General features: G+C 58.0%; 28 protein-coding genes. 21 read left to right on the forward strand and 7 right to left on the reverse strand.

Annotation, left to right across the window (positions count from 1 at the left end):
- Window positions 1-18 precede the first annotated feature (18 nt).
- Genes ACQY4T_RS17865 through ACQY4T_RS17875 form a run of 3 tightly spaced genes read right to left on the reverse strand, consistent with a single transcriptional unit; the run spans window position 19 to window position 2928 of the window.
- Window positions 19-1299, reverse strand: coding sequence for a heme biosynthesis HemY N-terminal domain-containing protein (locus tag ACQY4T_RS17865; protein ID WP_428533466.1), 1281 nt, complete (start codon window positions 1297-1299; stop codon window positions 19-21).
- Window positions 1299-2240: a COG4223 family protein gene (locus ACQY4T_RS17870; protein ID WP_428533469.1), complete on the reverse strand. Its 942-nt coding sequence runs from the start codon at window positions 2238-2240 to the stop codon at window positions 1299-1301. The genes ACQY4T_RS17865 and ACQY4T_RS17870 overlap by 1 nt, the downstream gene beginning before the upstream one ends.
- The gene (locus tag ACQY4T_RS17875; RefSeq protein ID WP_428533472.1) at window positions 2233-2928 is read right to left on the reverse strand and encodes a uroporphyrinogen-III synthase; all 696 of its coding nucleotides are present in this window, start codon (window positions 2926-2928) and stop codon (window positions 2233-2235) included. The genes ACQY4T_RS17870 and ACQY4T_RS17875 overlap by 8 nt, the downstream gene beginning before the upstream one ends.
- Before the next feature lie 156 nt (window positions 2929-3084).
- Between ACQY4T_RS17875 and tsaD the strand changes: the two genes are divergently transcribed.
- The 5 genes from tsaD to trpS are packed head-to-tail and all read left to right on the forward strand — an operon-like array spanning window position 3085 to window position 8531.
- Window positions 3085-4137, forward strand: coding sequence for a tRNA (adenosine(37)-N6)-threonylcarbamoyltransferase complex transferase subunit TsaD (tsaD, locus tag ACQY4T_RS17880; protein WP_428533475.1), 1053 nt, complete (start codon window positions 3085-3087; stop codon window positions 4135-4137).
- Window positions 4134-4952, forward strand: a complete 819-nt coding sequence (locus ACQY4T_RS17885) for a 23S rRNA (adenine(2030)-N(6))-methyltransferase RlmJ (RefSeq protein ID WP_428533478.1) — start codon at window positions 4134-4136, stop codon at window positions 4950-4952. The genes tsaD and ACQY4T_RS17885 overlap by 4 nt, the downstream gene beginning before the upstream one ends.
- Complete coding sequence (locus tag ACQY4T_RS17890; RefSeq protein ID WP_428533481.1) at window positions 4945-5907, forward strand: NAD(P)H-dependent glycerol-3-phosphate dehydrogenase; 963 nt, start codon at window positions 4945-4947, stop codon at window positions 5905-5907. Before ACQY4T_RS17885 ends, ACQY4T_RS17890 begins: the two co-directional genes overlap by 8 nt.
- 27 nt (window positions 5908-5934) lie before the next feature.
- Window positions 5935-7524 carry a murein biosynthesis integral membrane protein MurJ gene (gene murJ, locus ACQY4T_RS17895; protein ID WP_428533484.1) on the forward strand — a complete coding sequence of 530 codons (1590 nt, stop codon included), beginning with the start codon at window positions 5935-5937 and terminating at the stop codon, window positions 7522-7524.
- Between the two features lie 5 nt (window positions 7525-7529).
- Window positions 7530-8531, forward strand: coding sequence for a tryptophan--tRNA ligase (gene trpS, locus ACQY4T_RS17900; RefSeq protein WP_428533487.1), 1002 nt, complete (start codon window positions 7530-7532; stop codon window positions 8529-8531).
- A 21-nt stretch (window positions 8532-8552) separates the two neighbouring features.
- Here the strand turns inward: trpS and ACQY4T_RS17905 are convergent, their stop codons facing one another.
- Window positions 8553-9800: a penicillin-binding protein activator gene (locus ACQY4T_RS17905; RefSeq protein WP_428533490.1), complete on the reverse strand. Its 1248-nt coding sequence runs from the start codon at window positions 9798-9800 to the stop codon at window positions 8553-8555.
- On the opposite strand from ACQY4T_RS17905, the gene rsmI reads away from it, so the two are divergent.
- A complete protein-coding gene (gene rsmI / locus ACQY4T_RS17910; protein WP_428533493.1) occupies window positions 9785-10678 on the forward strand; it encodes a 16S rRNA (cytidine(1402)-2'-O)-methyltransferase in 894 nt (297 codons plus the stop codon). The genes ACQY4T_RS17905 and rsmI overlap by 16 nt on opposite strands.
- Window positions 10679-10723: 45 nt before the next feature.
- Here rsmI and queF read toward each other — a convergent pair whose 3' ends face one another.
- Both queF and tgt read right to left on the reverse strand, forming a co-directional pair.
- Window positions 10724-11191 carry a preQ(1) synthase gene (gene queF, locus ACQY4T_RS17915; protein WP_428533496.1) on the reverse strand — a complete coding sequence of 156 codons (468 nt, stop codon included), beginning with the start codon at window positions 11189-11191 and terminating at the stop codon, window positions 10724-10726.
- Window positions 11188-12333: a tRNA guanosine(34) transglycosylase Tgt gene (gene tgt / locus ACQY4T_RS17920; RefSeq protein ID WP_428542965.1), complete on the reverse strand. Its 1146-nt coding sequence runs from the start codon at window positions 12331-12333 to the stop codon at window positions 11188-11190. Before tgt ends, queF begins: the two co-directional genes overlap by 4 nt.
- A 390-nt stretch (window positions 12334-12723) precedes the next feature.
- Between tgt and terL the strand changes: the two genes are divergently transcribed.
- The 4 genes from terL to ACQY4T_RS17940 are packed head-to-tail and all read left to right on the forward strand — an operon-like array spanning window position 12724 to window position 17149.
- A complete protein-coding gene (gene terL / locus ACQY4T_RS17925) occupies window positions 12724-13944 on the forward strand; it encodes a phage terminase large subunit (RefSeq protein WP_428542968.1) in 1221 nt (406 codons plus the stop codon).
- Between the two features lie 19 nt (window positions 13945-13963).
- The gene (locus ACQY4T_RS17930; protein WP_428533499.1) at window positions 13964-15370 is read left to right on the forward strand and encodes a phage portal protein; all 1407 of its coding nucleotides are present in this window, start codon (window positions 13964-13966) and stop codon (window positions 15368-15370) included.
- A gap of 7 nt (window positions 15371-15377) precedes the next feature.
- Window positions 15378-15779, forward strand: coding sequence for a hypothetical protein (locus tag ACQY4T_RS17935; protein WP_428533502.1), 402 nt, complete (start codon window positions 15378-15380; stop codon window positions 15777-15779).
- Between the two features lie 47 nt (window positions 15780-15826).
- The gene (locus tag ACQY4T_RS17940) at window positions 15827-17149 is read left to right on the forward strand and encodes a DUF4043 domain-containing protein (protein ID WP_428533505.1); all 1323 of its coding nucleotides are present in this window, start codon (window positions 15827-15829) and stop codon (window positions 17147-17149) included.
- Window positions 17150-17307: 158 nt separating this feature from the next.
- Here ACQY4T_RS17940 and ACQY4T_RS17945 read toward each other — a convergent pair whose 3' ends face one another.
- Window positions 17308-17478 (reverse strand): hypothetical protein, encoded by a 171-nt coding sequence (locus tag ACQY4T_RS17945; RefSeq protein WP_428533507.1) that lies wholly within the window; start codon window positions 17476-17478, stop codon window positions 17308-17310.
- On the opposite strand from ACQY4T_RS17945, the gene ACQY4T_RS17950 reads away from it, so the two are divergent.
- The 11 genes from ACQY4T_RS17950 (at window position 17479) to ACQY4T_RS18000 (ending at window position 25842) form a co-directional block, all read left to right on the forward strand.
- On the forward strand, window positions 17479-17859 hold the full coding sequence (locus ACQY4T_RS17950) for a hypothetical protein (protein ID WP_428533509.1): 381 nt from the start codon (window positions 17479-17481) through the stop codon (window positions 17857-17859).
- 3 nt (window positions 17860-17862) lie between these two features.
- The gene (locus ACQY4T_RS17955) at window positions 17863-18507 is read left to right on the forward strand and encodes a hypothetical protein (protein ID WP_428533511.1); all 645 of its coding nucleotides are present in this window, start codon (window positions 17863-17865) and stop codon (window positions 18505-18507) included.
- Entirely contained in the window at window positions 18508-19317 is an 810-nt protein-coding gene (locus tag ACQY4T_RS17960) for a hypothetical protein (RefSeq protein WP_428533513.1), read from the forward strand. It begins immediately after the preceding gene.
- 163 nt (window positions 19318-19480) lie between these two features.
- Window positions 19481-21043 carry a phage tail protein gene (locus tag ACQY4T_RS17965; protein WP_428533515.1) on the forward strand — a complete coding sequence of 521 codons (1563 nt, stop codon included), beginning with the start codon at window positions 19481-19483 and terminating at the stop codon, window positions 21041-21043.
- 12 nt (window positions 21044-21055) lie between these two features.
- Entirely contained in the window at window positions 21056-21484 is a 429-nt protein-coding gene (locus ACQY4T_RS17970; RefSeq protein ID WP_428533517.1) for a hypothetical protein, read from the forward strand.
- Window positions 21484-21843, forward strand: a complete 360-nt coding sequence (locus tag ACQY4T_RS17975) for a hypothetical protein (RefSeq protein ID WP_428533519.1) — start codon at window positions 21484-21486, stop codon at window positions 21841-21843. Before ACQY4T_RS17970 ends, ACQY4T_RS17975 begins: the two co-directional genes overlap by 1 nt.
- Before the next feature lie 1195 nt (window positions 21844-23038).
- The gene (locus ACQY4T_RS17980; protein WP_428533521.1) at window positions 23039-23677 is read left to right on the forward strand and encodes a hypothetical protein; all 639 of its coding nucleotides are present in this window, start codon (window positions 23039-23041) and stop codon (window positions 23675-23677) included.
- A gap of 1 nt (window position 23678) precedes the next feature.
- Entirely contained in the window at window positions 23679-23864 is a 186-nt protein-coding gene (locus ACQY4T_RS17985; protein ID WP_428533523.1) for a hypothetical protein, read from the forward strand.
- Window positions 23865-24902 (forward strand): hypothetical protein, encoded by a 1038-nt coding sequence (locus tag ACQY4T_RS17990; protein ID WP_428533525.1) that lies wholly within the window; start codon window positions 23865-23867, stop codon window positions 24900-24902. It begins immediately after the preceding gene.
- A gap of 47 nt (window positions 24903-24949) precedes the next feature.
- Window positions 24950-25465, forward strand: coding sequence for a phage baseplate assembly protein V (locus tag ACQY4T_RS17995; protein WP_428533527.1), 516 nt, complete (start codon window positions 24950-24952; stop codon window positions 25463-25465).
- A 5-nt stretch (window positions 25466-25470) separates the two neighbouring features.
- The gene (locus tag ACQY4T_RS18000; RefSeq protein ID WP_428533529.1) at window positions 25471-25842 is read left to right on the forward strand and encodes a hypothetical protein; all 372 of its coding nucleotides are present in this window, start codon (window positions 25471-25473) and stop codon (window positions 25840-25842) included.
- The last annotated feature ends 6 nt before the right edge of the window (window positions 25843-25848 follow it).

The following is a 25848-nucleotide window of genomic DNA, read 5'->3' on the forward strand; positions in this document are numbered from 1 at the left end:
AAGGTAGTGCCGAGAAAGTCAGGCGACGACAATTGGCAGCCTTGAGGTCTGGGCGGCAGTAACCCATTGAAGAGTTCCGATGTTGCCGCAAATGCTGCATTTCGGGTGCCAAGTTGTATGATCCGCGCGGCATTTTGTACATTGCCAATGTGGGTCGGGCTCGGCGGTCGCGGCGCGGCGAAGCGCATCACGCTGCGCCAGACGGCCGGCCTCGGTATCGCCGCGTTCCTGTTCCTCTATTTCGGCAATCATCAGACAGAGGCGACGTTGGGGTGGTCTCTCATTTTCCGCAACCTCGACTTGGTGTCGAGCTTCGCCTGTTAGTCCAGCGTCAAGGGCGACCCTGGCAAGAAGCACCTGGCTCTCAAGATCGGCTGGATTGCGAGCAGCAAGGCGCTTGGCTGCCTGGGCTCGGGTGAGCTTGTCCGGCTCCAGGGCAAGCGCGAAACTCGCGAGGTCGGGATGCGGTGCCTGCTTCCACGCCTCCGCGATACAGGACTGGGCGCGCCGTTCATGTCCGGCTGAGCGGAGCCGGCCGGCATACGCAAGCACGGCAGGTGTAAATGCAGGATTCTGCTTCCAGGCCTGTTTCGCGAAGCTGAGGGCGCGATGAGGATCGGGTTCAGCGTCCGCTGCCGCTACATAGTAGGTTAGTCGTCGGGGGTCGCTACCAACGAGTTCGATTGCCTCGGCCCAGTTCTCGGTCTGCAGAGCCAGTTCGGCGCGTTGCTGACGGAGCCATGTTGTGCCGGGATGGGCGGCTTCAGCCTGATTCGCGATAACCAGAGCCTCGGACCAATCGCGGCGATCGACCGCCTGGCGCAGCATTCCTCGAAATCCGAGAAATTTAGCATCCTTGTGCTTTGTAAGCGCGCGGTAGGCTTCCTCTGCCTCATCCTCTCGGCCGGATAACCGTCCGGCCTCAGCCACCAGCAATAGAGTTTGTGGCGAGTCGCCGAGGAGATGGCGAGCACGCTGGGCTTGTTTGCGAGCCGCACCCTGTTCCCCGGCCGCCAAGGCGACGAGGACCCGGGTGATGGCCCGTTGCCCTGAAGAACCACGCCGGCGGCGGTTCCAGCCGGCCCCTGCTTTGGGAATCCCCCGCAGGCCGCGCCCGATGCGCAACACGAGAAGGATCAGGACTACCATCGCTACCAACATCACGATCGCGAACGGAGCCGACGTCTCGATCGTGTATGCGCCGACCGAAACGGCGACGTGTCCAGGGATGCCAGCAAGCAGCCATGCCACCACAGCGATGACGCAGCCAGCGATAAGAAAAAGGACAACCTTCAGCATCAGGCTTTATCGGCCAATTTGGCTAGTGCGGATCGTGCATCCAGTAACGCCCTTGCGTCCTTGAGCCAGTCTGCCATGGCCTGGCCGGGCGGTCCTTTCAACGATTCGACAAGTTTTGCCGCGCCAGCGATATCGCCAGCGTCGAGGGCGGCCCGGGCATGAGCGAGGATCGTTGCCGAAGGGTCACCGACAACGACGTCGTCGCCCCTTCTGATGGTTATCAGACCTTGCGCTCGATCCCAGACACGGCTGACGAAGGGTGCACTGCTGACATCCGGCTGCTTCGCGGCGAGCGCGGCCTGTTCGCCGCGTGGGAAGAGGAGGCGGAGTTGCGCTTCGGTGGGCGGAGCCGCATGAGCGAAACGGGTGAGCGCTTCGGGCGCATTCGGAAGGTCCCCAACCGGCCGCCCTGCAGCGAGCGCGATGGATGCCTGCTGGACACGCGCAAGTAGGTCGAGGCGCTTGGTGACAGAGTCGAGGTTGCCCGCATCCGATGCGGCGGCTGCGACGCGGCTGGCAAGGGCGTCAAGTTGCTGCTTGGTCGCATCGAGCCCGGTCTGATCCCGGCTCGAGAGGGATTCGATCCGACCGGACAAGGTATCGATCCGGCTAGCGAGGTGGGTCTGATCGACGACACGCCCATCGATTGCGTCCACACGAGCGGTGATTTGCCCAAGATCAGGGGCCGGCCGCTGCTCCAATCGGGTCAGCCGTGCTTCTATAGCTGCGATCCGCTGCTCGGAGGCCTGGATGGCTGAAACATCGGGCGCGGGTTGGTTCGGCGCGCTGGGGTATTGCCAGAGATAGAATACAGCGGCAGCGAGCACGAGGAACCCCAGGCCATAGAGCCAGGGAACAAGGTTTCGTTGAGGGTTCTTTGGCGCCTGGGCGTAGGGTTCGGGCGATTCGTCCGGCGGTGGCAGAAGAGTTTGTTCAGTCATTCAACAGCACCAGCATTGCGTCCTGGTTCGGCTTTTCGGCGACGCGGACGCGCCGCCATCGAAGGACCCTTAATGGCATGGCAGCCCGCTCGCTGATAGACACCGCTTCGATACCGCGAACGGCTTCGGCCAATTCGGCGGCTTGGAGGAGGCGTGCGAAATGGCGCGAGGTTGCACTGGAGAAGAACAGGGCGGCCGCTAGTTCGCCTTGCCTTAGAGAGAAAGCCGCGGCCGCGGGCAAGACGGGCACAGCGGCCACCTGATAGGCCACCCGGCGTACGACGTGGAAGCCTCGTTGCCGAAGGGAGGCTGCGAAATCAATCCCTTGCCCCTGCCCGGTCGGTAGGAAGAGACTGCCCTGTTCCGGCGATAGCGTATCCGCGACTAGACCTCCGAGCACTTCGGCGTCGCCATCGGCGCTGAACACGTGACGGAAACCGGCGTTTGACGCGAGCGTCGCGGTCGCGGCGCCGACCGCGAAGACCGGGCTGCCGTGCAAAGAGGGTGGACAAGCCGCAACGGCGTTTCGGCTGGTCAGCAAGGTCGCTGCGAGGTGATCAGGGGCGTGAATTTGCCTGCTGTTGATAGTCAGCACCGGTGCAATGACCGGCAGAAAGCCGATCGCGGTCAACCGAGCAGCGGTTTGAGTAGCGCCGGGCTCCGGTCTTGTGATCAAAACGCGCTTCAAATGACGGCCCTTGTCAAAGAGGTTCCGATCAATGATGTGTGGCGCCAGTTATCGGGTCGATATCCCACTTCTCGATTCGGGGCTACCGAGACGCTCGACTCGGGACGAAAGACGGGTTGCCGAGTGCCTGGCCTGGACGTCGGCTGGAAAGGTGTGATGAAGCCGGTTCTTGGGATCGAGACATCATGCGACGAGACAGCCGCCGCCGTGGTTGATGGCGATGGAAGCATTCTGGCCGAATCAGTCTTGAGCCAGCTTCACGAGCACGCGCCGTTCGGCGGAGTGGTACCCGAAGTCGCCGCCAGAACTCATTTAAAGTACCTTGCGGATCAGGTTCGATCGGTAATGGGGCGGTCGGGCATCGGCTTCGCAGAGCTCGGCGGCGTCGCGGCGACGTTGGGCCCGGGGCTGATTGGCGGTTTGCTTGTCGGATCCCAATTCGGCAAGGGCGTTGCTTTAGCTAACCGGCTTCCCTTCGTCGGCGTGAATCACCTTGAGGCCCATGCCCTGACGGCCCGTTTGTGTGGCGTGGCAACGAGCGAGGCGACGTTCCCATATCTGTTACTTTTGCTGTCCGGCGGCCACTCACAGTGCATCGCGGTAAGCGGAATTGGGCAACATGTGCGATTAGGAGGCACCTTGGACGACGCGGTCGGCGAGGCTTTCGATAAGGTCGCGAAGTTATTAGGTCTCGAGTGGCCGGGTGGCCCGGCACTCGAAAGGCTCGCCGCCGAAGGTAACCCGGCTAGCCATCTGTTTCCTCGACCGATGAGGCGAAGGCCGGGTTGCGACTTCAGTTTCTCCGGTCTGAAGACGGCGGTTGCACAGACGGTGCTACGGGCCGGTCCGGACCTTCAACATAGCGCGCGCGCGGATATCGCCGCGAGTTTCCAGCAGGCCGTTGTGGACATACTTTGCGATCGGGCCGTGCACGCGATGGATATGATGCGCGGCGGGTTCCCTGGCGCCGATATGCTTGTTGTTGCTGGGGGCGTGGCGTCAAACGCCGCGGTAAAGGGTGGCTTGCTCGGAGCTACGACATCTCGTGGATTTACTCTCGTGGCTCCGCCGATCAAGCTTTGCACGGACAACGCGGTCATGGTGGCTTGGACGGGTATCGAGCGACTGCGGCTTGGCTGGAGCGATAGCCTTCAGGAGAGCGCCCGTCCACGGTGGCCACTCGACACCTTGGAAGCAGTCCTTGAATGAACTACCGCCATGCTTACCACGCCGGCAATTTCGCCGATTGCTTCAAGCATGCGCTGTTGGTCGAGCTGCTTGATTCAATCGCTCGAAAGCCGAAGCCCTTCTTTGTGCTGGATACGCATGCGGGGGCGGGTCGGTATGATCTCGATGACGAAGCTGCGCGACGCACGGCCGAGGCGAACAGCGGGATCTTTCGGCTATTAGAGAGACCTTCGCCGATTCTGGAACGATATCTTGGACTGGTGCGAAACATTGGTCTGTATCCAGGGTCACCGGTTTTGACACGGGCGGTCATGCGGCACGGCGACCGACTGGTGTGTTGCGAGTTACAAGGGGATGATGCGGCAACACTGCGGGGCGTATTCCGGCACGATCCTCGGGTGGAGGTTCACGAGCGGTCGGGCTGGGAGGCCTTAAATGCGCTGTTGCCGCCGAGAGAAAAGCGGGGACTGTTATTCGTTGATCCACCGTTCGAAGCGACTGAAGAGTTCTCTACGCTCGTCGATGGATTCCGTTGCGCGCATGCCCGATTTGGACACGCGGTCTCCGCAGGTTGGTATCCGATCAAGCACATGGCGCCGGTTCGGCGGTTTCATGCGGAACTGGCATCATCGGGCATTCGCGACGTAGTTACGGTGGAGCTGCATCTTCGGGAACCGACGAATGCTGGTCGGCTCAATGGATGCGGCCTCATCGTGATCAATCCACCTTACCAATTCGAGGATCAGGCGCTTTCGATTGCCACGGCCATACTTGAGGGGCTTGGGGATGACGAGGCCGGGAAAGCGGCGTTCGTCGCCCGATTGGTCGATGAGTAAGATCGCGATTATTGGTGCGGGTGCGTGGGGGACCGCGTTAGCACTGCAGGCGAGCCGAATGGGCCATGGCGTCACTTTGGTGGCCCGGGATGCGGATGCGGCCGCTGAAATCGCGGAACTGCGAGCGAGCAAGCGGTTACCAGGGCATCGCCTTCCGGCTGAGCTTGAAGTGGGTCACGATATCCAGGTCGACGCGGAAATAGCGTTCTTGGCGGTGCCGACGCAGCACATCCGCTCTTCGCTTTTGCGGCTGCGGCCCGTGGGCAAAGCCTTTGTTGTGTGTGCGAAGGGCGTCGAAGCTGGGACAAACCTACTTCCGCTGGAGGTCGTCGAACAGGTGATCCCCGGCCGTTCGCTTGCCGTATTAACCGGACCCAACTTCGCGCATGAGATAGCAAGCGGCTCACCCGCAGCCGCGGTGGTGGCGAGTTCGGATGCCGTCCTCCGCGCGAGGGTTCAGGCTATGTTGGGCAGTGGCACGTTCAGGTTGTACGGGAATGATGATCCGGTCGGCGCCCAACTTGGTGGCGCTGCGAAGAATGTCATCGCAATTGCCGCGGGCACCGTGATCGGGGCCGGGCTCGGCGAAAACGCGCGTGCGGCCTTGGTGACGCGTGGCCTGAGCGAAATACGTCGTCTGGCGATTGCTTTGGGGGGGCGGCCCGAGACGGTGATGGGCTTGTCTGGACTGGGGGACCTGTTGTTGACCTGCACCGGGGCCGCCAGTCGAAATTTCAGTATGGGCTACGCGCTGGGGGAAGGCCAAACCCTATCGAAGATACTAGAGAGCCGTTCCGGGGTGACCGAGGGCGTCATGACCGCGGCGGCACTTGTTGCCCGTGCATCCGATATTGAATTGCCGATATGCCGTGCCGTGGCTGATCTTCTTGCCGGAGTCAAAACGGTTGATCAGGCGATCATGCAGCTTCTTTCGCGTCCACAACGTGATGAGTAGAGACCCCATCAGCGGACGCAGCCCGAAATGCTGAGGGGCATTCTGACTGTCGGCGGGTGGACGTTGATCAGCCGTGTGCTGGGCTTCGCCCGGGACATGCTGATCGCCGCGCTGGTCGGGACAGGACCGATCGCGGACGCGTTTTTTGTTGCGCTCAAGCTGCCCAACCTGTTCCGCCGCCTGTTTGGCGAGGGTGCTTTCAACGCCGCCTTTATCCCGGCCTTCTCGGGGCTACTGCATACCGAGGGTATCGGCGCGGCGAAGCAGTTTGCTCAAGAAGCCTTCGCGGTGATGGCATTCTGGCTTGGGATCATGACGATCGTGGGTGAGATTTTCATGCCGGAACTGATGCATGTTCTGGCGCCCGGGTTCGCGGATAATCCTGCCAAATTCTCCCTGGCCGTCACCCTTTCCAGGATTACCTTTCCGTATCTAGTCTTGATCTGCCTTGCCGCTTTGGTTTCGGGCGTTCTGAACGGAATGGAGAAGTTTACCGCGGCTTCCGCATCCTACGTGCTGTTCAATATCGTTTCGATAGCTTGTATGATTTGGATGACGCCGTACGTTCCCACGGTTGGTCATGCTTTATCCTGGGGCGTCACGATTTCGGGCGTTGTCCAGCTAGGCCTGCTGATGATGGCGGTTCGGCGGGGCGGGATGGCGCTCAGGATTCCCCGTCCCAGGATGACGCCACAGATGCGTCTGCTGATGCGGCGAATGGCGCCGGGGTTGGTTGGTGCCGGGGTGACTCAGCTTAATCTGACGGTCGATGTCATCATTGCCAGCTTGCTACCCCCCGGCACGGTGTCGGTGCTGTATTTCGCAGACCGGGTGCAACAACTGCCTTTGGGTGTTATCGGCACTGCGGTTGGAACCGCGCTTCTGCCGCTGCTTTCGCGGCAGGTCCGAGCCGGCGAGGCGGCTTCGGCCATTGGCACGCTGAACCGGGCGGTTGAGTATGGACTCTTTCTCACCCTACCGGCGGCGATGGCGTTGTTGGTGTGCGCGCAACCCATCATGCTCGTCCTGTTTGGTCGGGGAGCGTTCGACCTGGAAAGCGTGCGGCTGTCATCGCAATCGCTGGCCGCCTATGCGATCGGTCTGCCTGCTTTCGTCCTGGTGAAGGTACTGGCGCCGGCATTTTTCGCGCGCGGCGATACAGGCATGCCGGTCAAAATCGGGGTCGCCAGCGTAGCTTTGAACCTAGTCTTGAATTTCGTCTTCATGGTGCCGCTTGGCCATATCGGTCCGGCGCTGGCGACAAGCTTGGCCGCAATTTGCAATGTGGCCGGCCTTGCTTTCGTGCTGAGGCGGCGTGGGCACTTCGCATCTGACTATCAACTCCGTCGCCGGTTCCGCGGGATGATCGGGGCGTCAGCGGCCATGGCCCTGGTGCTCTGGGGGCTGCGGGATTGGCTGTTTCAGACACCGTCTCACGGATGGCTTCGCCTGGCATCGCTCGGCAGCCTTGTTGGTGCCGGCATGCTAGCTTATGCGATCGCGGCTGCCTTACTCGGTGCGTACGATCTTCGGGATGTTGCCCGCATGATATCGCGTCGTCGCTTGCCTCGAGGAGGCGGATCAGCCATCAGTTCAGCCCCAACGACAGAGACTTAAATCGCATGGAGCGCATCTTTTCGGGCATTCAGCCGTCCGGCATCCCGACGCTGGGGAATTACCTTGGCGCCATTCGCAACTGGGTAAGACTTCAGGACAACCACGATTGCCTTTGGTGCGTGGTAGATTTGCATGCCATTACCGCTTGGCAGGATCCGGCGGCCTTGTTTGAACAGTCGCTGGAGATGGCGGCTGCCTTGCTGGCATGCGGTGTGGATCCGATGCGCCACATTCTGTTTTTGCAGTCGAGTGTACGGGCTCACGTGCAACTTGCGTGGATATTTAATTGCGTCGCCCGACTTGGCTGGCTCAACCGCATGACGCAGTTCAAGGACAAAGCCGGAAAGGATCGCGAGAACGCTTCCTCTGGGCTGTATGTCTATCCAAATCTGATGGCCGCCGATATACACGCTTACCATGCCACTCGTGTGCCGGTGGGAGATGATCAACGGCAACATCTGGAGCTTGCCAACGATATTGCACAGAAATTCAATCATGATTATGAGGTCGAATTCTTTCCAACTGTGCAGCCGGTGATCTTTGGACCGGCCGCCCGCGTCATGAGTCTGCGAGATGGTACGAAGAAAATGTCAAAGTCGGATGCTTCAGATCAGAGCCGGATCAACCTGAATGACGGTCCTGAGGCAATCGCTTTGAAGATCCGGCGCGCAAAAACGGATCCGGCGCCGCTACCGTCCGAGATAGAAGAACTAGCCGATCGGCCGGAGGCGCGGAACCTGGTTGAGATTTACGCGGCGATGACCGACCGCGAACTTGGCGACGTGCTGAAGGATCATGGTGGTCAGGGTTTTGGTCCGTTCAAGGCGGCGCTGACCGAGCTGATCGTGGAACACCTGTCGCCGATCGCATCTGAGACTCGCCGCTTCTTAAGCGACAGGGCTGCCCTTATCGATCTGCTCAAGAAGGGGGCCGAACGGGCTGCCGCGATATCCGACCCGATCGTCAGCGAGGCTGAACGGCTGGTCGGGTTCGTTAGGGTGCGCTAAGGTCGCTTCGGCTTCGTCGGGTCATAAGCCCGGCGTCGCTGCTGACTGGGGTGCGGGATCGATCAGTTCGGGACCTCCCCGCTCAATTCGGTATACCGCCAATCCACGCGCAACTTGTCCATCGGGCGCCAAGGTGAACCAGCCATCGCTGCCGACGAAGCCCCCGGGCTGGGTAAGTATTGCGTTGTTGTTTCTCGAACCGAGGATGATCTTGGCGACCGAGGCCGCATCATAGGCGATATCCGCCAACGGAGGCGGAGGGGTAGAGAATTTCGCGGCGTAGTCCTGTTCCAGGGTAGTTCGCGCACTGCGGTCCGGGGCGGCAAACCACGCACCATGAACTGTGCCTGAACCACTGGAGGGATCAGCCCAAAGAGCCGGACCAATTATTTGTACTTCAGAACGATCAATGTCGTAGTAGGGCAAGATCGCGGCGATCTCCTGTAACGCGTCGCCTGTATCCGCCAGCAGCAGCACATTGAAGGTTGGCGGCGGGATGGGTGTTTTGGAAATTTCCTGGGCTTCCCGCCGACCTTCGGATGTTCCAGTTGCGCGTGCGGCCTTGACCTTCGCCTCGAGCGGTCCGCGCCGGTCGGCGTAGTCGGACAGGTCGCGCGCTGAGGCCGTTATCGAGGCCATGCCGGGCGGATACATTTTTACCGTTGGCGCCCCCAAGCTGTTGGCTGCCGTTGCCTTGGTCAGCGCCGCAGCCAGTGCCCGCCCAAAGTCTGAGCCCGGAAGCAAGGCGGCGAACTGGGTCTTGCCCTGTGCCTGGGCGGCGATGACCAACCTTTGAATTTGCTGATTTGGGGAAATACCTAAGGGCCAGATCCCAGGCTGAGACTGTGACGCGTCATTGGTGAAAGCCAAAACAGGAATCCCTGCGCTGCGGGCAATCGGTGCAACAGAAGCCGTTTCGGAGGAGGTGAGAGGACCGAGGATGAGGCGGTCACCTTTGGCGACCGCGGCTTGGGTGGCTTTCGCCGCACCAACGGGGGTGCCCCCGGTATCCAGAACATCGAGCGCCGGAGCGGCTTCAGTCCCCATCGCCAATTGTGCGGCTTGCAAGAGAACCTGGCCCAGATTCGAGTGCGAGCCTGTCATTGGGAGCAGAATAGCAATTGTCTGCGTTGCCTGACCGTTCGGACCCAGCGGCGTTGGACCGTTCGCCCCAGATTGATAGAGTCCGCCATACCGCCCGGAGGTCTGCAAATCGCATCCGGAGCAAGTGAGGGCGAAGATAAGGAGAAACAATGCCCGTTGCCGCATCGGCCGCGCCTCCCGATAGTCAGCAGGGCGGCCAGCCCACCCCGCTTCATGGCCTTGTGCTTGTTTCTACCCCGATCGGCAACCTCGGGGACATCTCGGCGCGCGCGCGCGCTGTCCTTGAAAGCTGCGACCTTATTCTGTGTGAGGATACCCGCCGGACTGGCCGGTTGCTGGCGGCGATGGATATCCATAGCCGAATTGAAACCCTGCATGAACACAACGAGGATGCCAAAATCGGGTCAGTGCTGAAGAGATTGTGGGCAAACCAGACGATCGTTCTGGTTTCCGACGCGGGGACACCTTTGATATCGGATCCAGGCTACCGACTGGTCCGGGCGGCGATAGAAGCCGGTCTAAGGGTCACCTCGGTTCCGGGGCCAAACGCCGCAGTGACCGCTCTGACGTTGTCCGGCTTGCCTCCGTTGCCCTTCATGTTTCTCGGGTTTCCGCCGCAGAAGCAGGTGGCGCGTCGGTCTGCTTTCGGCGGTTTGCGGGTTGCGGAGCGTGCGGGACTCTCGACGACGTTCATTTGGCATGAGGCGCCACATAGACTGCTGGAAACGCTGGGGGATTTGTTGTCTGTATTCGGCGATCGGAGCGCGGCGGTGGCGCGTGAGTTGACCAAGCGATTTGAGACGGTCGAACGCGGGAAAGTGAGTAGGCTCATTGATTTGTTTGCGCGGGAAGCGCCACGCGGTGAGATCACGCTACTGATCGGGCCGCCTGAGACAGATGATCCTGAAGACCTGGACGGGCGGCTTCGATCCGCTCTGACAACGCAAACGGTCAAGGATGCCGCTGCGCTGGTGAGCATTGCGACCGGACTGCCGCGGAAGACGGTCTACGCCCGGGCCCTGCAGATTCATGAGGAAGGCTGACTGACTTGACGGTTAGCGCTTGCGAGGCGGGCTTGGTCGGTGACCCTACCCTCGCCCACGATAGGGGGGCACTTCTTGCGCCGGCACCCACAAGTCGGCGGGCGGTGCATTGGATTGCCAAAACACGTCTATTGGGATGCCGCCCCTGGGATACCAATAGGAACCGATTCTAAGCCATATCGGGTCCATAAGGCCAACCAATTTAGCGGCGATCTCCATTGTGCAGGCCTCGTGGAAGCATCCGTGGTTGCGATAGGATCCGAGGAGCAGTTTGAACGATTTGCTTTCGACGAGCCAATGGTTTGGCACATAGTCTATCACCACGTGGGCAAAGTCCGGCTGGCCGGTCAGCGGACAGAGGGAAGTGAACTCCGGGCACGTCAAACGCACGATGTAATGCTTGCCGGTGGCAGGGTTGCCGACACGCTCCAAAACGGCATCGTCTGGGGACATCGGTGTCCTGGCGTCCTGACCGAGCAGGGTCAGGTGCGTATATGAGGAGTTGTCCGTCATCGGGCCACCTCTGATGCGGCCCAAGACGCGCGTAATTGCGCGGAGTGAGTAATGAATTGTCCAAGCATGATCGATGAGCGGATGCCTCGCATCAACGACTGATAAAAGGTCAAGTTGTGCCAGGTGAGGAGCATGGGTCCCAGGATCTCTTTCGCACGAAACAGATGGTGGAGATAAGCCCGGCTATGCGTCGTGCAAGCTGTGCAGTCGCATGCGGGATCTAGCGGAGCGGGATCGTCAGCAAAACGAGCGTTGCGGAGATTGTGAACCCCGGCGGTGGTATATGCACGCGCCGTGCGGCCCGCTCTGGTTGGAATCACGCAATCAAACATATCAATGCCGCGTTCGACGGCGCTTAGGATGTCATCAGGCGTCCCGACACCCATAAGGTAGCGAGGCGCTCCGTGAGGAAGATTTGGTACCGTTACGTCCAATGTTCTGAGCATGGCCGCCTGCCCTTCTCCGACTGCAAGTCCGCCGATTGCGTAGCCATCGAAGCCTATACTTTTCAACATGCTGACCGATCGAAGGCGGAGGTCGGCATGAATGCCTCCCTGAACGATCCCGAATAAGGCGTATCCCGGCCGCGGACGGAACGCCTGCTTTGAGAGATCCGCCCACCGCATCGACATCTCCATCGACTGTTGCGCGATCTTAGGGGTTGCTGGGAACGCTGTGCATTCATCCAAGACCATTGTGATCGTGGAATCGAACTTGTCTTGCAACTCCATGCAGGTCGCCGGACTGAGACGATGGCGGCTACCATCGATATGCGACTGGAACGTGACCCCATCGCGATCGATCTCTCTTATGGCGGCCAAGGACATGATCTGAAAGCCGCCTGAATCGGTCAGGATCGGGCCGCGCCAGTTCATGAAACGGCGGAGCCCTCCTTGTTTCGCTATCCTGTCACCGCCGGGACGCAACATCAGATGATAGGTGTTGCCGAGAACGCATTGACACCCCGTTGTCCGAACCGCCTCGGCGGTCATAGCCTTAACCGTGCCAGCCGTGGCCACGGCCATGAAGGCTGGCGTCTGAAGCGGTCCGTGGGCAGTGTGCAAGACACCGGCGCGGGCGGCCCCGTCGGTGGCAAGAGTATGCATCCTAAATTCGGCGGCTGGTTCCGGCGGCAGGTCCATTTTTATTGCGTAGAGCGCCATACGCAGTTCTGACAAGCCAGGACCGATCGGTTTCTAGAGCAGATAGGAAAAAAGGCTTGACCAAACGCCCCAAATTGGTGTAAGGTAATTCCTATGATCGGGGTTTCGCCGCAACGGCCATATTCCTCGTGCCAAGCAGCCCCTTGATGGGCTCGCAGTCCGATACTGGTTGCACTGCAAATTTTCTGGAATGACAGGGATCCTATCGAACAAACACTATTTGTGAAAAGTCGAGTCCGGGGCTCGCTACGATCCTGGGCAGAAGAAGCGCTTAAAGACACCGGATATAAGCCGGCTGCGCATCACCTCTATTTAATGTCTGAGTTGGAAGGTCTATCGAAGGGCCAGTACGATCGGCTGATGATCTTAATGCCACCGGGGTCAGCCAAATCGACGTACGCATCGGTCATCTTCCCCGCGTGGTGGTACACCCAGCATCCGCGCACTTCTGTCATTGGTGCATCGCACTCCGTTAGCCTCGCGGAACACTTTAGCAGGCGTGCCCGCAGCCTTATAATTGCCAACCGAAAATATCTTGGATTTAGCATAACCCAGGATCAGCGGGCAGCGGACATGTGGACGACAAGCACCGGGGGCGATTACCTAGCGGTTGGGATTCATGGGGCGATAACTGGCCGTAGAGCTGATCTTGTGATCATCGATGATCCGGTCCGGTCGCAGGCTGATGCCGAGAGCGCCCGGCACCGTGACCACGTTTGGGAGTGGTACAAATCAGATGTAACCACACGGCTGAAACCGAGGGCCAAGGTGGTCGTGGTTATGACACGTTGGCACCCGGAGGATCTGGGAGGCCAACTACTGGACCAGAGCGGATCAGAATGGCGGGTCTTGCGTCTGCCCGCGCTGGCGGAAGCCGATGATCCACTTGGCCGAATGGTCGGCGCCCCCCTATGGCCCGAGTGGGAGGATAGTGAAGCGCTGGGAAGAAAACGATCTCTTATTGGCGAGCGGGCTTGGTCGGCGCTATTTCAACAGAACCCGCTACCATCGGGCGGCAGGCTGTTTTCGACTGATCGAATCGCGGTCGTGCAATCTGAACGTGAGGCCGAAACGATGGTCCGAGCATGGGACTTAGCAGCTACTGAGACTACTGGACGTAACGACCCGGACTGGACAGTCGGGGTCAAGTTGGCGCGAGACAAGACCGGTCGGTATCTAATTCTGGATGTCGCCCGAATGCGTGGAAGTCCGCATCAGATCGAAGAATTGATTGTAAATACGGCTCGGAAAGATGGCGCGAAGGTTGTCGTTGCAATCCCAGAAGATCCAGGTCAGGCGGGAAAGAGCCAGATGTCGTATCTGACGAGACAACTTGCCGGCTTTCATGTGATTTCTTCGCGGGAAACTGGTTCAAAGGCAACGCGGGCGATGCCGCTAGCGTCCCAGGTTGAGGCCGGCAATTTCTCGATTGTTTGTGGCGACTGGACCCGCACCCTTATTGATGAAATGCGAGATTTTCCTTGGGGTCGAAAAGACGATCAGGTTGACGCGTTGGTGCGAGCGTTTACGACATTGACTGCGCGCCCACGGCTACCGAATTCAACTGCAATATCGTTACTTAGTCGCTGATGTTTTGGTTTGGAACCTCATGTTTGATACGCTATGCGATCTGGTCCCCCGCGACAGTGATTATCCTGATCGAGTCGGCAGATTAACAGTGTTGAACCGCGTTCTTGACGGGACGCTTTATGATGTATTGCCCTTTCATTTCCATCAGGAGAGAAGTGAAGCAGGTGAGTACGTCCCACTGCGACAGCGGCGCCCGAGCGTGCGTTATCCTTTATGCCGCATTGTTGTCGAAGACAGCGTGTCGCTATTATTCAGCGAAGGCCACTTTCCGACAATAGACAGCAATGATGCATCTGTCCGTCAGGTTTTCGCCAATATCGCCAAAGAAATCAGGCTCAATCTGACGATGACCCAGGCTGCGATGAGAGGTGCAGCGGGATCAGTAGCGCTGCTGCTTCGCGTGCTGAAAGGACGGATTTTCGTTGATGTCCTGGACACCATGTATTTGACGCCCATCTGGGATCCGTTGGCACCCGACACGCTTGCCCGAGTGGACGAACGCTACAAGGTCTCGGGATCGGACCTTATACGGAACGGGTATTCAATCGAAGATCCGAACGTTCAATATTGGTTCACCCGAAGCTGGGACAACGAATGTGAGACCTGGTTCGAACCGCTCCCAGTGGGTAAAGCGGCCGTGCCGATCATTGATACCGTCCGGTCGGTGTCCCACAGACTGGGGGTGGTTCCAATCGTCTGGATCAAAAACTTGCCTGGTTTGCCAACCACCGGTGATAGCAACGATGGCGCATGTACGTTCGCAGCCGCGATGCATACACAAGTGGAAATCGACTATCAACTTAGTCAGGTTGGCCGCGGGCTGAAGTACAGCAGCGATCCTACTCTCTTGCTGAAGGATCCTAGCCTTTCCGATGGTGATTTAATCAGAGGAGCGGGAAACGCGCTTGTCGTTTCGGAGAAGGGCGATGCTCGCCTGCTGGAGATTGGTGGCACCGCCTCGGCTGCGGTCATCGAATATGTTCGTACTTTGCGCGAGCTAGCTCTGGAAAGCATCCACGGTAACCGAGCGAGCCCAGAGCGAATCACTGCTGCGCAATCCGGCCGGGCACTGGAATTGCTGAACCACGGATTGATTTGTTTGGCCGACAATCTACGAGCGAGCTACGGCGAAGCCGGTCTGCTGCAATTGGCTCGGCTTATTGTGCGGGCATCGCAGAAGTATTCGATTGTGGTTTTGGGCGTGCCGGTCGAGCCTTTGGAACCTGGTGCGTCTCTCAGCCTCAAATGGCCGCGGTGGTACCCTTCCACGGCGGATGACCGCCAAAAGGACGTTCAGTCGCTGACATCCTTGGTTGCGGCCGGTTGCATCAGTCGCGAGACGGCTTTGAGGGCGATCGCGGCCTGTTATGACCTGGAATATGCTGAGGAGGGATTGATTTCAACAACCCTTGATGAAAATTCGTGAGATTGTAATGAGTGATGATTCGGCTGAAGTGCTTCCTGGAATCGCATTTGAAGTTGAGGCGGACGAGCAAGGAGTTGACGAGGTCGCAAGGGTTCGCGGCGAGTATCAAGCCCGTCTGGTTCTAGCGAACCTGCGTACTGAGGCGGTTCGAGCCGGGATGATTGATCTCGATGGCTTGAAGCTAGTTGATCTGTCAACCGTCCGACTTGGTAACGATGATAAAATAGTTGGTGCCCGGAAGCTGATGGATGACTTCAAGCGAAACAAACCATGGCTATTTGGGGCGGTGTCGTCATCCAGTGCGGCTATGGCACCTGCATCGCAGCCGGTGCGACAAAAGACGGCCCTGGAAATGACCGACGAAGAATATGCTGCCGCGCGGGCGGCAGTCACCAAATACCAATTCTGATCGTGTGTCATCCGGACGACGGTCGCAGATTTTAGATAGGACGATTGATGGGTATCCAAAACTTCCCGGTTTCACTTCAACCAATCATTCAACAGGGCTTTCTGGAGCGTGAGTTCCAGCAGGCGTTGCGTTCACGGCTGGGCTACCGGGCCTGTGCCGACCAGGTGACGGTTGCGGTTGGTATTGGTGAGACGCTGACCAAGACGCGGGCGGGTCTGAAGCCGTCTGTAACGACGCCCCTTGCGCCGGCAACAAATACCAACTTCGACAACGGCCTGACCCCCACGACCTGGGGCGTTGAACAGTATACGATCAGTATCAATCTCTATGCGGCGACAACCGACCTCAACGTCGTGACCGAACGGGTGGGGATCGCGTCGCAATTCCTGCAGAACGCTTACGTGAACGGCGAGCAGGCGGCCCGAAGCCTCGACGAACTGAGCCGAAATGCACTGTTCGCCGCCTATTTGGGTGGCAACACTCGGGTCCGCACTACACTCACGAGCGCAGGTCCGACGGTTTATGTGGACGATGTGCGGGGCTTTCAAAGCGTCTTTGTGAATGGCATTCAGCAGGCTGTCACCTCCAGTACGCCGATGACTGTCACGATCGGGTCCAGTGCCTATACGCTTGTGAGCCTTGTCGTTGATGTTGTGAACGTTTCGACAGCGCCGAACGGGGTGTCGGGTGCGCTGACGCTCTCGGGAAATGTATCTGTGTCAGATGGGACGGCCGGAAACACGGTCGCTGCGGCGAGCGGTGCAACGATCGTGCGTCCATCTCAGCGCGGAAACACAGCGCTGATAACTGCATCCGACACGTTGACGATGTCGAATTTGCTCGATGCAGTAGCCAAACTCCGATTGAATGCAGTGCCGGAAATTGATGGCGCGTATAACTGTTATCTCGATCCGGTGTCCTCGCGACAGCTTTTCGCGGATCCTGATTTCAAGCAACTGTTCCAGGGTGCAACGTCTGCGAACCAGGTATTCAAGAGGGGCATGACGAACGACTTTCTGGGTCTTCGCTTTGTTCCGACCAACGAGGCGTTTGTTCAGCCGCATCCCACGTTGTCCGGTTTGATGATTCGCCGGCCGATGATTTGTGGCCAGGGAGCCCTGATCGAGGGCGACTTCGCAGGTATGGTTGCTACCGATGTCGCACCGGTCGATTCAATCGTTACGATGGTTGATGGGATCGCCATGGTGACACGCGAGGCGATCGACCGACTGCAGCAGATCATCGCGCAGTCCTGGTATTGGATCGGCGGCTTCTGCGCGCCATCCGACACCACCACAAACCCGACGACGGTTCCGACCGCGACCAACGCTGCGTTCAAGCGCGCTGTCATCGTGGAACATGTCGGCTGACTTCTGATCAAGGGTTACAAAGTCATGCCACTAGGTTCCGTTAGCCCGTTTCGTCCTACTGGTACAACAAGCGTATCAGTCGGGAGCATTTCGGCGAACGCTCCTCTGTCCGGGGGCGGTGACTCGGTTGTCGTCACGAATACCATGGGTGCTGTCGCCTACTTCAGGTTTGGCTCTGATGCGACCGTTACGGCCTCGACGAGCGATATGCCAATATTGGCTAACAGCGCACTCATCCTTTCGGTCAACAGTTTAATCTCGTTTGCGGCGGCGATTTCGCCAATTGGGTCGGGTAGCGTCATGTTTAGCCGTGGCGATGGATCGTTCATTTGAACCCGCTTCTGGACGCCGAAAAAGTGGACATCCGCCGCTTCTGTGGATATCCCGCCTATGGCGCAGCTCCCACTGGGATGCAGTCTTGGCGCTACTTCCAAGTTTATGGCGTGCTTGAGTTTCGTCTAACGAACCTTTCGACCTCGGAAGTCGTAATCGTTCGACGCTATCTCGGGACACTGACTGCGTTGGAAGCCGCTGTCCCCGGCGCGTCCGATAACCTGGACACCGATGAAGCTTCCTCGTGGACGAGAAACAGGAATGAATTAAACGACCGGATGCGTCTATTGGACGAATGGAGGCGTCGGCTTTGTGGCTTCCTTGGCGTCTCAACAGGCCCTGCCCTCTCGAGCGGCACGGCATCATTGATCGTGTGATAGATGGACGGCCGGAAACTACAGGATCGCCTCTATTTGGCATCGGGTTTGTGTGCACGTCACACCGGGCAGACGACAGATGCGTTCCGCCCGAAAGGATCATCCAAACCGTTAGATGGTGGAAATCGGTTCTTAAGGCTGCCGGCGGCATTCATATCGCTAAGCAACAACGATCATCGGACTAACGTGTATGGCGAGGCACTCTGGTACGGGATTCTCGATGCGAGCTACACGCGACCGAGCGATTATCTTGTCCAGGCAGGTGGAATATTTTTCGTAGCATCGCAAGCACCGCTGTTGCCGGTGTTGTGTGTGAAAACCAACCGCACCATTACCGTCGTTCGACCAAACACGCAGATGGCCATCGCTGGCAGCGCATACGGTGGCTATACCTTGGGCCATTCTGCGATATTGATGGAGGGGTGGCCAGCGAGTGTACTTGGCGAAAATCGGTCGAGCTCATCCACAGCAAATCTTCCCACAGATCAAGCGGTTCCTTATTGGAACGTTTTGCTGCCAGCAGTCGACAACGTTATCCTCGGTCCGGGTGACCTTATTACCGACGATTTGAATCGAACCGCGGTTATCACCGGATCTGAACTGACTGGGCTGGGTTGGCGGCTAAGCGCGAAATTGGCGACAACTTAAATGGCAGACATTTCTGATGTGGAGCAAGCCGTCGCGAGCACCGTAACATCGATATTGTATCCGGCTGGGACCATTGAATCGAGTATTCTCGGGGTATTTTGCCGTATTTATCGTGGGTGGCCGAACTCTGCCACCCTCAACGCGGATCTCAGTGCTGGGGCGCTGAATGTCACGGTTATTAGCGACAACGAATCGGGACGGATAACCACTCGATATCTACCGAAGTGGTACACCATGCCGTCGATCCCCGGTGCGGCGGGAAGTGTGGCCGGACAGACTGTGATAATATCCGGAAACCCCTCTGGCGGCGATGTGGTTGGAGTGATGGTGGATGGCGTGGCCTATGCCTATCGGGTTTTGGCAGGGGATAGTCCCGGCCTCGTCGCCGCGAATCTGAATCGACTGATTCAGGCGGACCGCCCCGCGCTCGTCCAAGGCCCTACCGTTAGCGTTCCGGGAGCTAACACGATCGTTGTCAGGGTGGTGCGTGACAATTCAGCATCATTTGAAAGCCGTAGACAAGAAAAGGATGTGCGCATCATCTGCTGGTGCCCGACACCGCCAATCCGAGACGTAATATCCGCTGCACTTGACGCGGCGCTCAATGAAATGAGCTTTCTAGTTCTTTTGGATGGTACCAGCGCTCGAATCACCTACCGAAGCACAGCCTGTTACGATCAGTCTCAGAATGCACTGCTGTACCGGAGAGACCTGCTGTACACCGTTGAATACCCTACGGTGACGATCATCGAGCAGCCATCGATGCTCTTTGGTGCTTCCGGGATAAATGGTAATATAACATACGGTTAGGCTTTGTCATGACACAACAACTCATAGTCACAAGACCTTTTCTTAACTTCGTTCGCGGGGATATTATTGCTGATATCGGGAAAATTAGCGAGATACTTTCCACCGAGCACAGGAAGTTCGTCACGAAGGTTGCGTTGCCCACCCCGTCAAAAGGTTAGTTCACGTGCCAATCTCACAGCAGGGCAGCGTCAACACGACATCGCTGATTGTGCCCGATCTCTATGTTCAAATCGTTCCTCCACAGAATCTGGTCCTGAATGGCGTCCCGACGAATGTTCTAGGGGTAGTTGGCACCGCGTCGTGGGGGCCGGTTGACGAGCCCGCTATCATCGGCACCATGGGCGATTACGCGCAGCAATTTGGCTCCATCGTTCCTCGGACCTATGACATGGGAACCCATGTTGCGATCGCGGTGCAACAGGGCGCACAAAATTTTCGCTGCGTCCGGGTTACCGACGGCACGGATGCGTCTGCCTATACTTTGGTTCCGGGCTCCAACGCCAGTTTTACTGCGATGTACACGGGTTCACTCGGCAACAACATTACGCTCACCCTTGGCGCAGGCTCAAAGCCGAACACCTGGATGTTGTCGGTTCTACTGCCGGGATTTGTGCCTGAAATTTTTGACGGCCTGGTTGGTGACGGAGCAGCGTTTTGGATCGGTCTGGCTACGGCGGTCAACGCAGGTCTAGGACCGCAACGTGGCCCCTCGCTTCTTGTCGTCGCGAGTGCGGGCGGAACAACGGCATCGCCGGCACCCTTTTCGATTACCCTCGGTTCAACCAGCGCCGGGGCGGACGGAGCGACGCAGGTTGAGAGTGCCCAACTGCTCGGCACCGATGCGCCAGCACGGACGGGGATGTATGCTCTGCGCGGCCAAGGCTGTGGGCTGGCAGTACTCTCTGATTGCGCTGAACCATCGAGTTGGACGACCCAGGCGGGGTTTGGCCTTCAGGAGGGGATCTACATGATCCTCACGACGCCGGCTGGTGATACGATTTCGAACGCCGTGTCGACCAAAGCAGCGATCGGTTTGGACAATTACGCCGCGAAGCTCATGTTCGGCGATTGGCTATGGTGGTCCGACCAAGTCAACAATACGATACGTCTTGTGTCGCCGCAGGGATTTGCGGCTGGTCGGCTGGCAAACCTTTCACCGGAGCAGTCCAGCCTCAACAAACAAATCTACGGGGTTATCGGCAGCCAGCGCACTGGCACGCCTGGTTCGGGGCAGAACACAGCATACTCAACTGCCGAACTGGGTGCATTGCTTGGCGCCGGCATCGACGTTATCTGCAATCCTCAGCCGGCGGGATCCTTTTGGGGTGTCCGTGGGGGGCACAATACGTCGTCGAACCCGGCGACTGACGGTGACAACTACACGCGGCTTACGAACTACATTGCCGAGACGTTAGCCGCTGGGATGGGGCAGTACGTCGGCCAAGTGATCAATAGCAACCTGTTCCAGCAGGTTAGGTCTACGCAGTTGTCATTCTTGAACAACATGTATGGGCAGGGCCTGCTTGGTAGCACCGATGGTTCGCTGCCATTCAGCGTTATTTGCGATACGACGAACAATCCGTCCTCCCGCACCAGCCTCGGCTACGTTCAGTCTGACGCTCAGATCCAGTATCAGGCGATTAACGAGCGGTTCATAGTCAATGTGGAGGGTGGACAGACGGTCCAGGTATCCCGACAGACGCTGCCCACGGGCCAGGTTAACTAGGGAGATCATGAAGTGGCATTGACAGCGTTCTCGATCGGCCGGGATACCCAGCTTGTGGTGATGGGACCCAATGGACGGGTCGACATGAGTCACGTTACCGGCTTTGAAAGCCGGCAGCTCACGAATGCGGTTCGGGTCAGCCGACTTGATGGGACCCAACTGGGCGCCGAACTTCCGAAGGGCTGGGAGGGAAGCTTTGAGGTTGAGAGAGGGACATCCGCGCTAGACGATTTCATTTCTGGGTTGGAGCAGGATTTCTATAATGGCGGCGGCACTCAGCCCGGCACGATGTACCAGTACATCACAGAAACAGACAGTTCGGTTTCCACTTACCAGTTCGATGGGGTTGCCTTCAAGCTGGCTAGTGCTGGTGCTTGGAAGGGAGACGCCAGTGTAAAACAGAAGCTGGAATTTTACGCTACCAGGAAGCGTCGTATCTAATGACCCCTTCTCAAAGCATCCTACGGGAGGCTGCTAGGACCTTTACGACCGTCGACAAGAAGGGACGGCGATTGCTACTGCGGCGGCTCACCGCGGTTGATACGCTGAGGCTATTCAAGGCTGCTGGACCGGTGCTTTCCCAGAACGAACCGTGGCTTTCGATGGCAGGTCTGGTGTTCTCGATCATGGAGATCGACGGGGTCCCGGTGCCTGCACCGGGCACCGAGCCGCAGATCGAGAGCTTGGTCGAGAGATTGGGCGATGAGGGCTTGGCGGCCATCGCGGACTCGACGAAAAACGAGCAAGATCCTCACGGTTCGGAGTCCGATCTGGGAAACTTGCCCGGCACCCTGTCCTGATCGACTGCCTGTACCTTATCCGGAACGGGGTGCCATTCGACGTTGCATTCTCACTCCCCACTGCTGAGAGGGCAGCCTATGTCATCGCCCTCGGAACTCTCGAGGGCCACAGCTTTGACTGGATGGCATTTGAATGGAGTCAGTCACCCTCGGATGGGAGGTAGCCCAAAGACGAGAACTCGAGGTTGAAACCCATGCCCAGAGCGGATGCCACCCGAATCACTTGGTTCCTCGGCCTGCAACGGATTGTCCGCTTCCCACGGTTTTCCATCGCTCCAACAAGGGCTTCAGGATATCGACGGCAGCCTCCGGATCAAACATCAGAAGGCGCAGCCAGCGACGAGGCGGTTCTTCAGCATGGTGTTGCTGCGGCGCCGAAGTTTCCTTATCCAGTTCGTGGCGCGGTCGCGGACAGCAAACGGGTGGTCGGGCTAATCGGCGCGCCGAAGGCAACGGCGGGATTTTCGCGCGTTACCGCGAAGATCGCAGTTGACCAACCTTCCCTCAAAGCGCTCGTTCAAGCTCCAATGACTCCAGCATCCGTTTTAGCCCTACCCGAGACTTTCCGACATATCGGAGCCAAGCGTTTCGTGGGTGCAGGAATATTACTTCCGCGTGACGAATCCCTGCCGATGACGAGATTTATGCGCGCATCGTCTGGGCTTTCGAAATCGAAGGCATTGGCACCGTCACCGCACGCTTCGTCGACACAACTCCTTTCGGATCGGAAGGTTGATCCCGCAAAGAGATTTGCAATGCGAGGAACCGATAATTCATTGCGGCGCCAGGATCTAATGTTTGGCGGCGACCATTCTGTTCCAGGGAGCCGCGCTGTTGACGATCAGGGGGAGTTTTCCCAACAGCGAGATGCGCCCGACGCCACCGAGGGTCAGCGGGGCAAGCCGGCTGTATCCACGCTGCACATCGATGGTTCAGCGTTGGGTAGATGGACAGTGCAGCACCTGGAACGCGCTCTGAACAAACCCACGACTGGGATGACCGGCATCGATCCACGAGCTGCGGCCCCTCGAAGCCGGGTTGCGCCGTTCTAAGTAGAGCAATGACGCCAAAAGTCACTCTTGCCACGGAAGCGACCTGATCTTTGCTACAGTCACCTATTCAAGTCGGATCCATTAGTCTGGAGGGATTTGAAATTCCCCAGTCGGTGCGGTTCGGAGGCCGACATAGACTGGCGGTGCACAACTTATCTGGTGGCAGGAGGGTTCTTGAGCGCCTGGGACCAGACGATGCCGAAATTGCCTTCCAGGGAATATTTTCAGGTCCGAACGCCGAGGCGCGGGTTCGCGCCTTCGACGACCTGCGTCTATCAGGTGAAGTCGTGTGGTTGACCTGGGAGACTTTCAGACGCCGCGTTGTCGTGAAAAGCTTTCTCGCCGAATATCATAGTCCTTGGTGGATTCCCTATAAAGTCAGTTGCATTGTCGCTTACCAATCCGGGATCGCTGCAACCAAATCGACCGTAGCAGCGCTGATCTCGTCGGATCTGGGTAACGCCTTGGCCGCGATCGCCGGGACTGGCTTTTCGGTTGGATCCTTGCAAGGCGCCCTGTCGGCAACCAACGCGATGACGACGGGTACTGTCAGCAATTTACAGGCTGTAGGCGTGGTTGGAACCACATTAGATCTCATTGACGGTCAGATCGACCAGCAATCCACCACTGTTGCAACTCCCGGAGCACCAAACGCAGATCCTGCAACTCTTTGCAGAACTTTTGGCTCAATGGTGGGAGGGGCGGGTTTACTGACGGCAGCGGTGAACGCCAGGTCGTACGTGGGTCGGATCGGAAGAATTCTCGATGGTGCAGGAATCTGACGTGCAGACAATTACCACGATCGGGGGAAACCTGTTTGAGATCGCCGCGCAACGGCTTGGCAGCGCACTGCAGTGGATCAATATAGCAAGAGCCAACAACCTGACCGACCCGATGCTTTCAGGACAGCAACAGCTCGTCATTCCGCCAGTGTCGTCGGCATTCTCCGACGGGACCGGGCCGCAATAAATGGCGCTCTCCTCAGCGGACAGGATGCAGCTTCAGGTTACGTTGAACGGTGTCCTGGTCGAAGGATTACTTCATGCATCGGTTGTGACGGGCAATTGCTTTTCCTCGGACTCATACGCACTGACATTTGCGATGGGATCCGCACCGTTGTGCGATATCGCGTTCTGGTCGTCCCTCGCGCCTGCGTATATTGAGATAGTTCCTGTATCGCAGTATTACCCTCTATTGCAAAGTTTGATCAGCGGGATGATCGATACCATAGTTGTTGATCCCGTAATGCAGACAGTTGCGATCGAGGGGAGAGACTTGTCGTCAACGCTAATTGACTCTTACCGTCAGCAGGACTTTGTGAACCAGACGGCTTCCGAAGTTGTATCGTCCATAGCTTTGTTTCATGGATTGACGCCTATTGTTACCCCGACGCTGAATGAGGTCGGACGCTATTATGGCGATGGTTACACGCGGCTTTCGCTTGGGCAGTTTTCTCGTCTTGGTTCGGACTGGGATCTGGTTGTGCAGCTTGCTCGTGAGAATAGCTTTGACGTCTTTGTTCAGGATACTTCGCTCTTTTTTCAACCATCAGGTTCCTTGGAAGGCTTGCCGGCACATATCGGCCTCCGCGACGTCCGAACGATAAGATTTGAGCAGAACCTGACACTATCTTCAAACGTCGGCGCGCGGGTCCAGTCATGGAATTCACAAGATATGGCCTCTTATGCGATCAATTCAGCAGACAATGTAGCTGACGCAATACAGGCTTTCGAACCGTCCGGTATTCAGCCTTTTTTATTTTCCGCAGCGAATTTCACCTCGCAGCAAGTAACCGATTCGGCGGGACGCTACGCTGCCGAGCTTAATCGACTTGGCACGGTGCTACACATTGAAATGCCATGGGATCTCAGTTTGGCAGCACGAGCAGCGGTGCTAATCGATGAAACAAACTCACCGCTCGATGCAATATACAAGATAGACACTATTGAGCGCCACTATAGCTCTACATCGGGGTCCAGCCAAATCATCCGCGCTGTCCATATTTAGTAGCCACCGCGAGGGGTTTGTCTCACGCGATTTGATCTGGAGATAGAATGATCGAAAGGTTATCGAGCGCAATAAAAGCTCACGCGACAAGTCTGGATCAGTCCTCGGGGCAGATAAAATTCGGCACAATAACATCGGTGAATTCGCAGAATGCTACCGCCCGGGTGCTCATTCAACCCGACGGCGTCTTGTCGGGATGGCTTCCGGTATTATCACAATGGGTAGGGAGCGGATGGGGTCTCGTATGTTCCCCGAGCCCCGGCGACCAAGTACTTATTGCTCCCCAAGAGGGCGATATCGAGCAGGGGATCATCATCGGCCGAAGCTATTCAAACAAGCAAATGCCGCCGGTGGTGCCAGGAGGCGAATTCTGGCTTGTGCATCAGAGTGGCAGCTTCCTGAAGATCTGCAATGACGGAACTATTCGCATCAGCGGAGACCTGCACGTCCAGGGTGACGTGTACGATCAGCATGGGGCACTTTCAAGTCTTCGGAAACACTATGACTCGCATACCCACTCGACATCGAACGGTACAACAAGTCCACCCTCTCCTTTGGACTAGTACAAATGAATGACATTTTTCATCAATGGGGTGGCGACCTAGTCGTAGGAAGCGGTGGCGATCTCGCCGTGTCGACCGGTGCCGACACCATCAATCAGCGCGTTTACCGGCGCCTGCTGACCAATTCGGGCGATTACATCTGGAATCTTGAATACGGCGGGGGGCTTTCTCAATTTGTCGGCCAACCCGCCGACACCGCGGATATCGAGGCAATCGTCCGGACCCAGTTGGCGCTGGAAACCGCCGTCCCGACAGCCCCAGAACCTCAGATCGACGTCGGGGTAGTTGATCCGGCAGCGGGGTATATCGTCGCCAGCATCAGCTATGCTGATCCGTTTTCCCTTGCGCCGGTTCAGCTCAACGTCACCACGGGCTAAGCCGAC

Source organism: Rhodopila sp., from assembly GCF_965277825.1.
Taxonomy (GTDB): domain Bacteria; phylum Pseudomonadota; class Alphaproteobacteria; order Acetobacterales; family Acetobacteraceae; genus Rhodopila.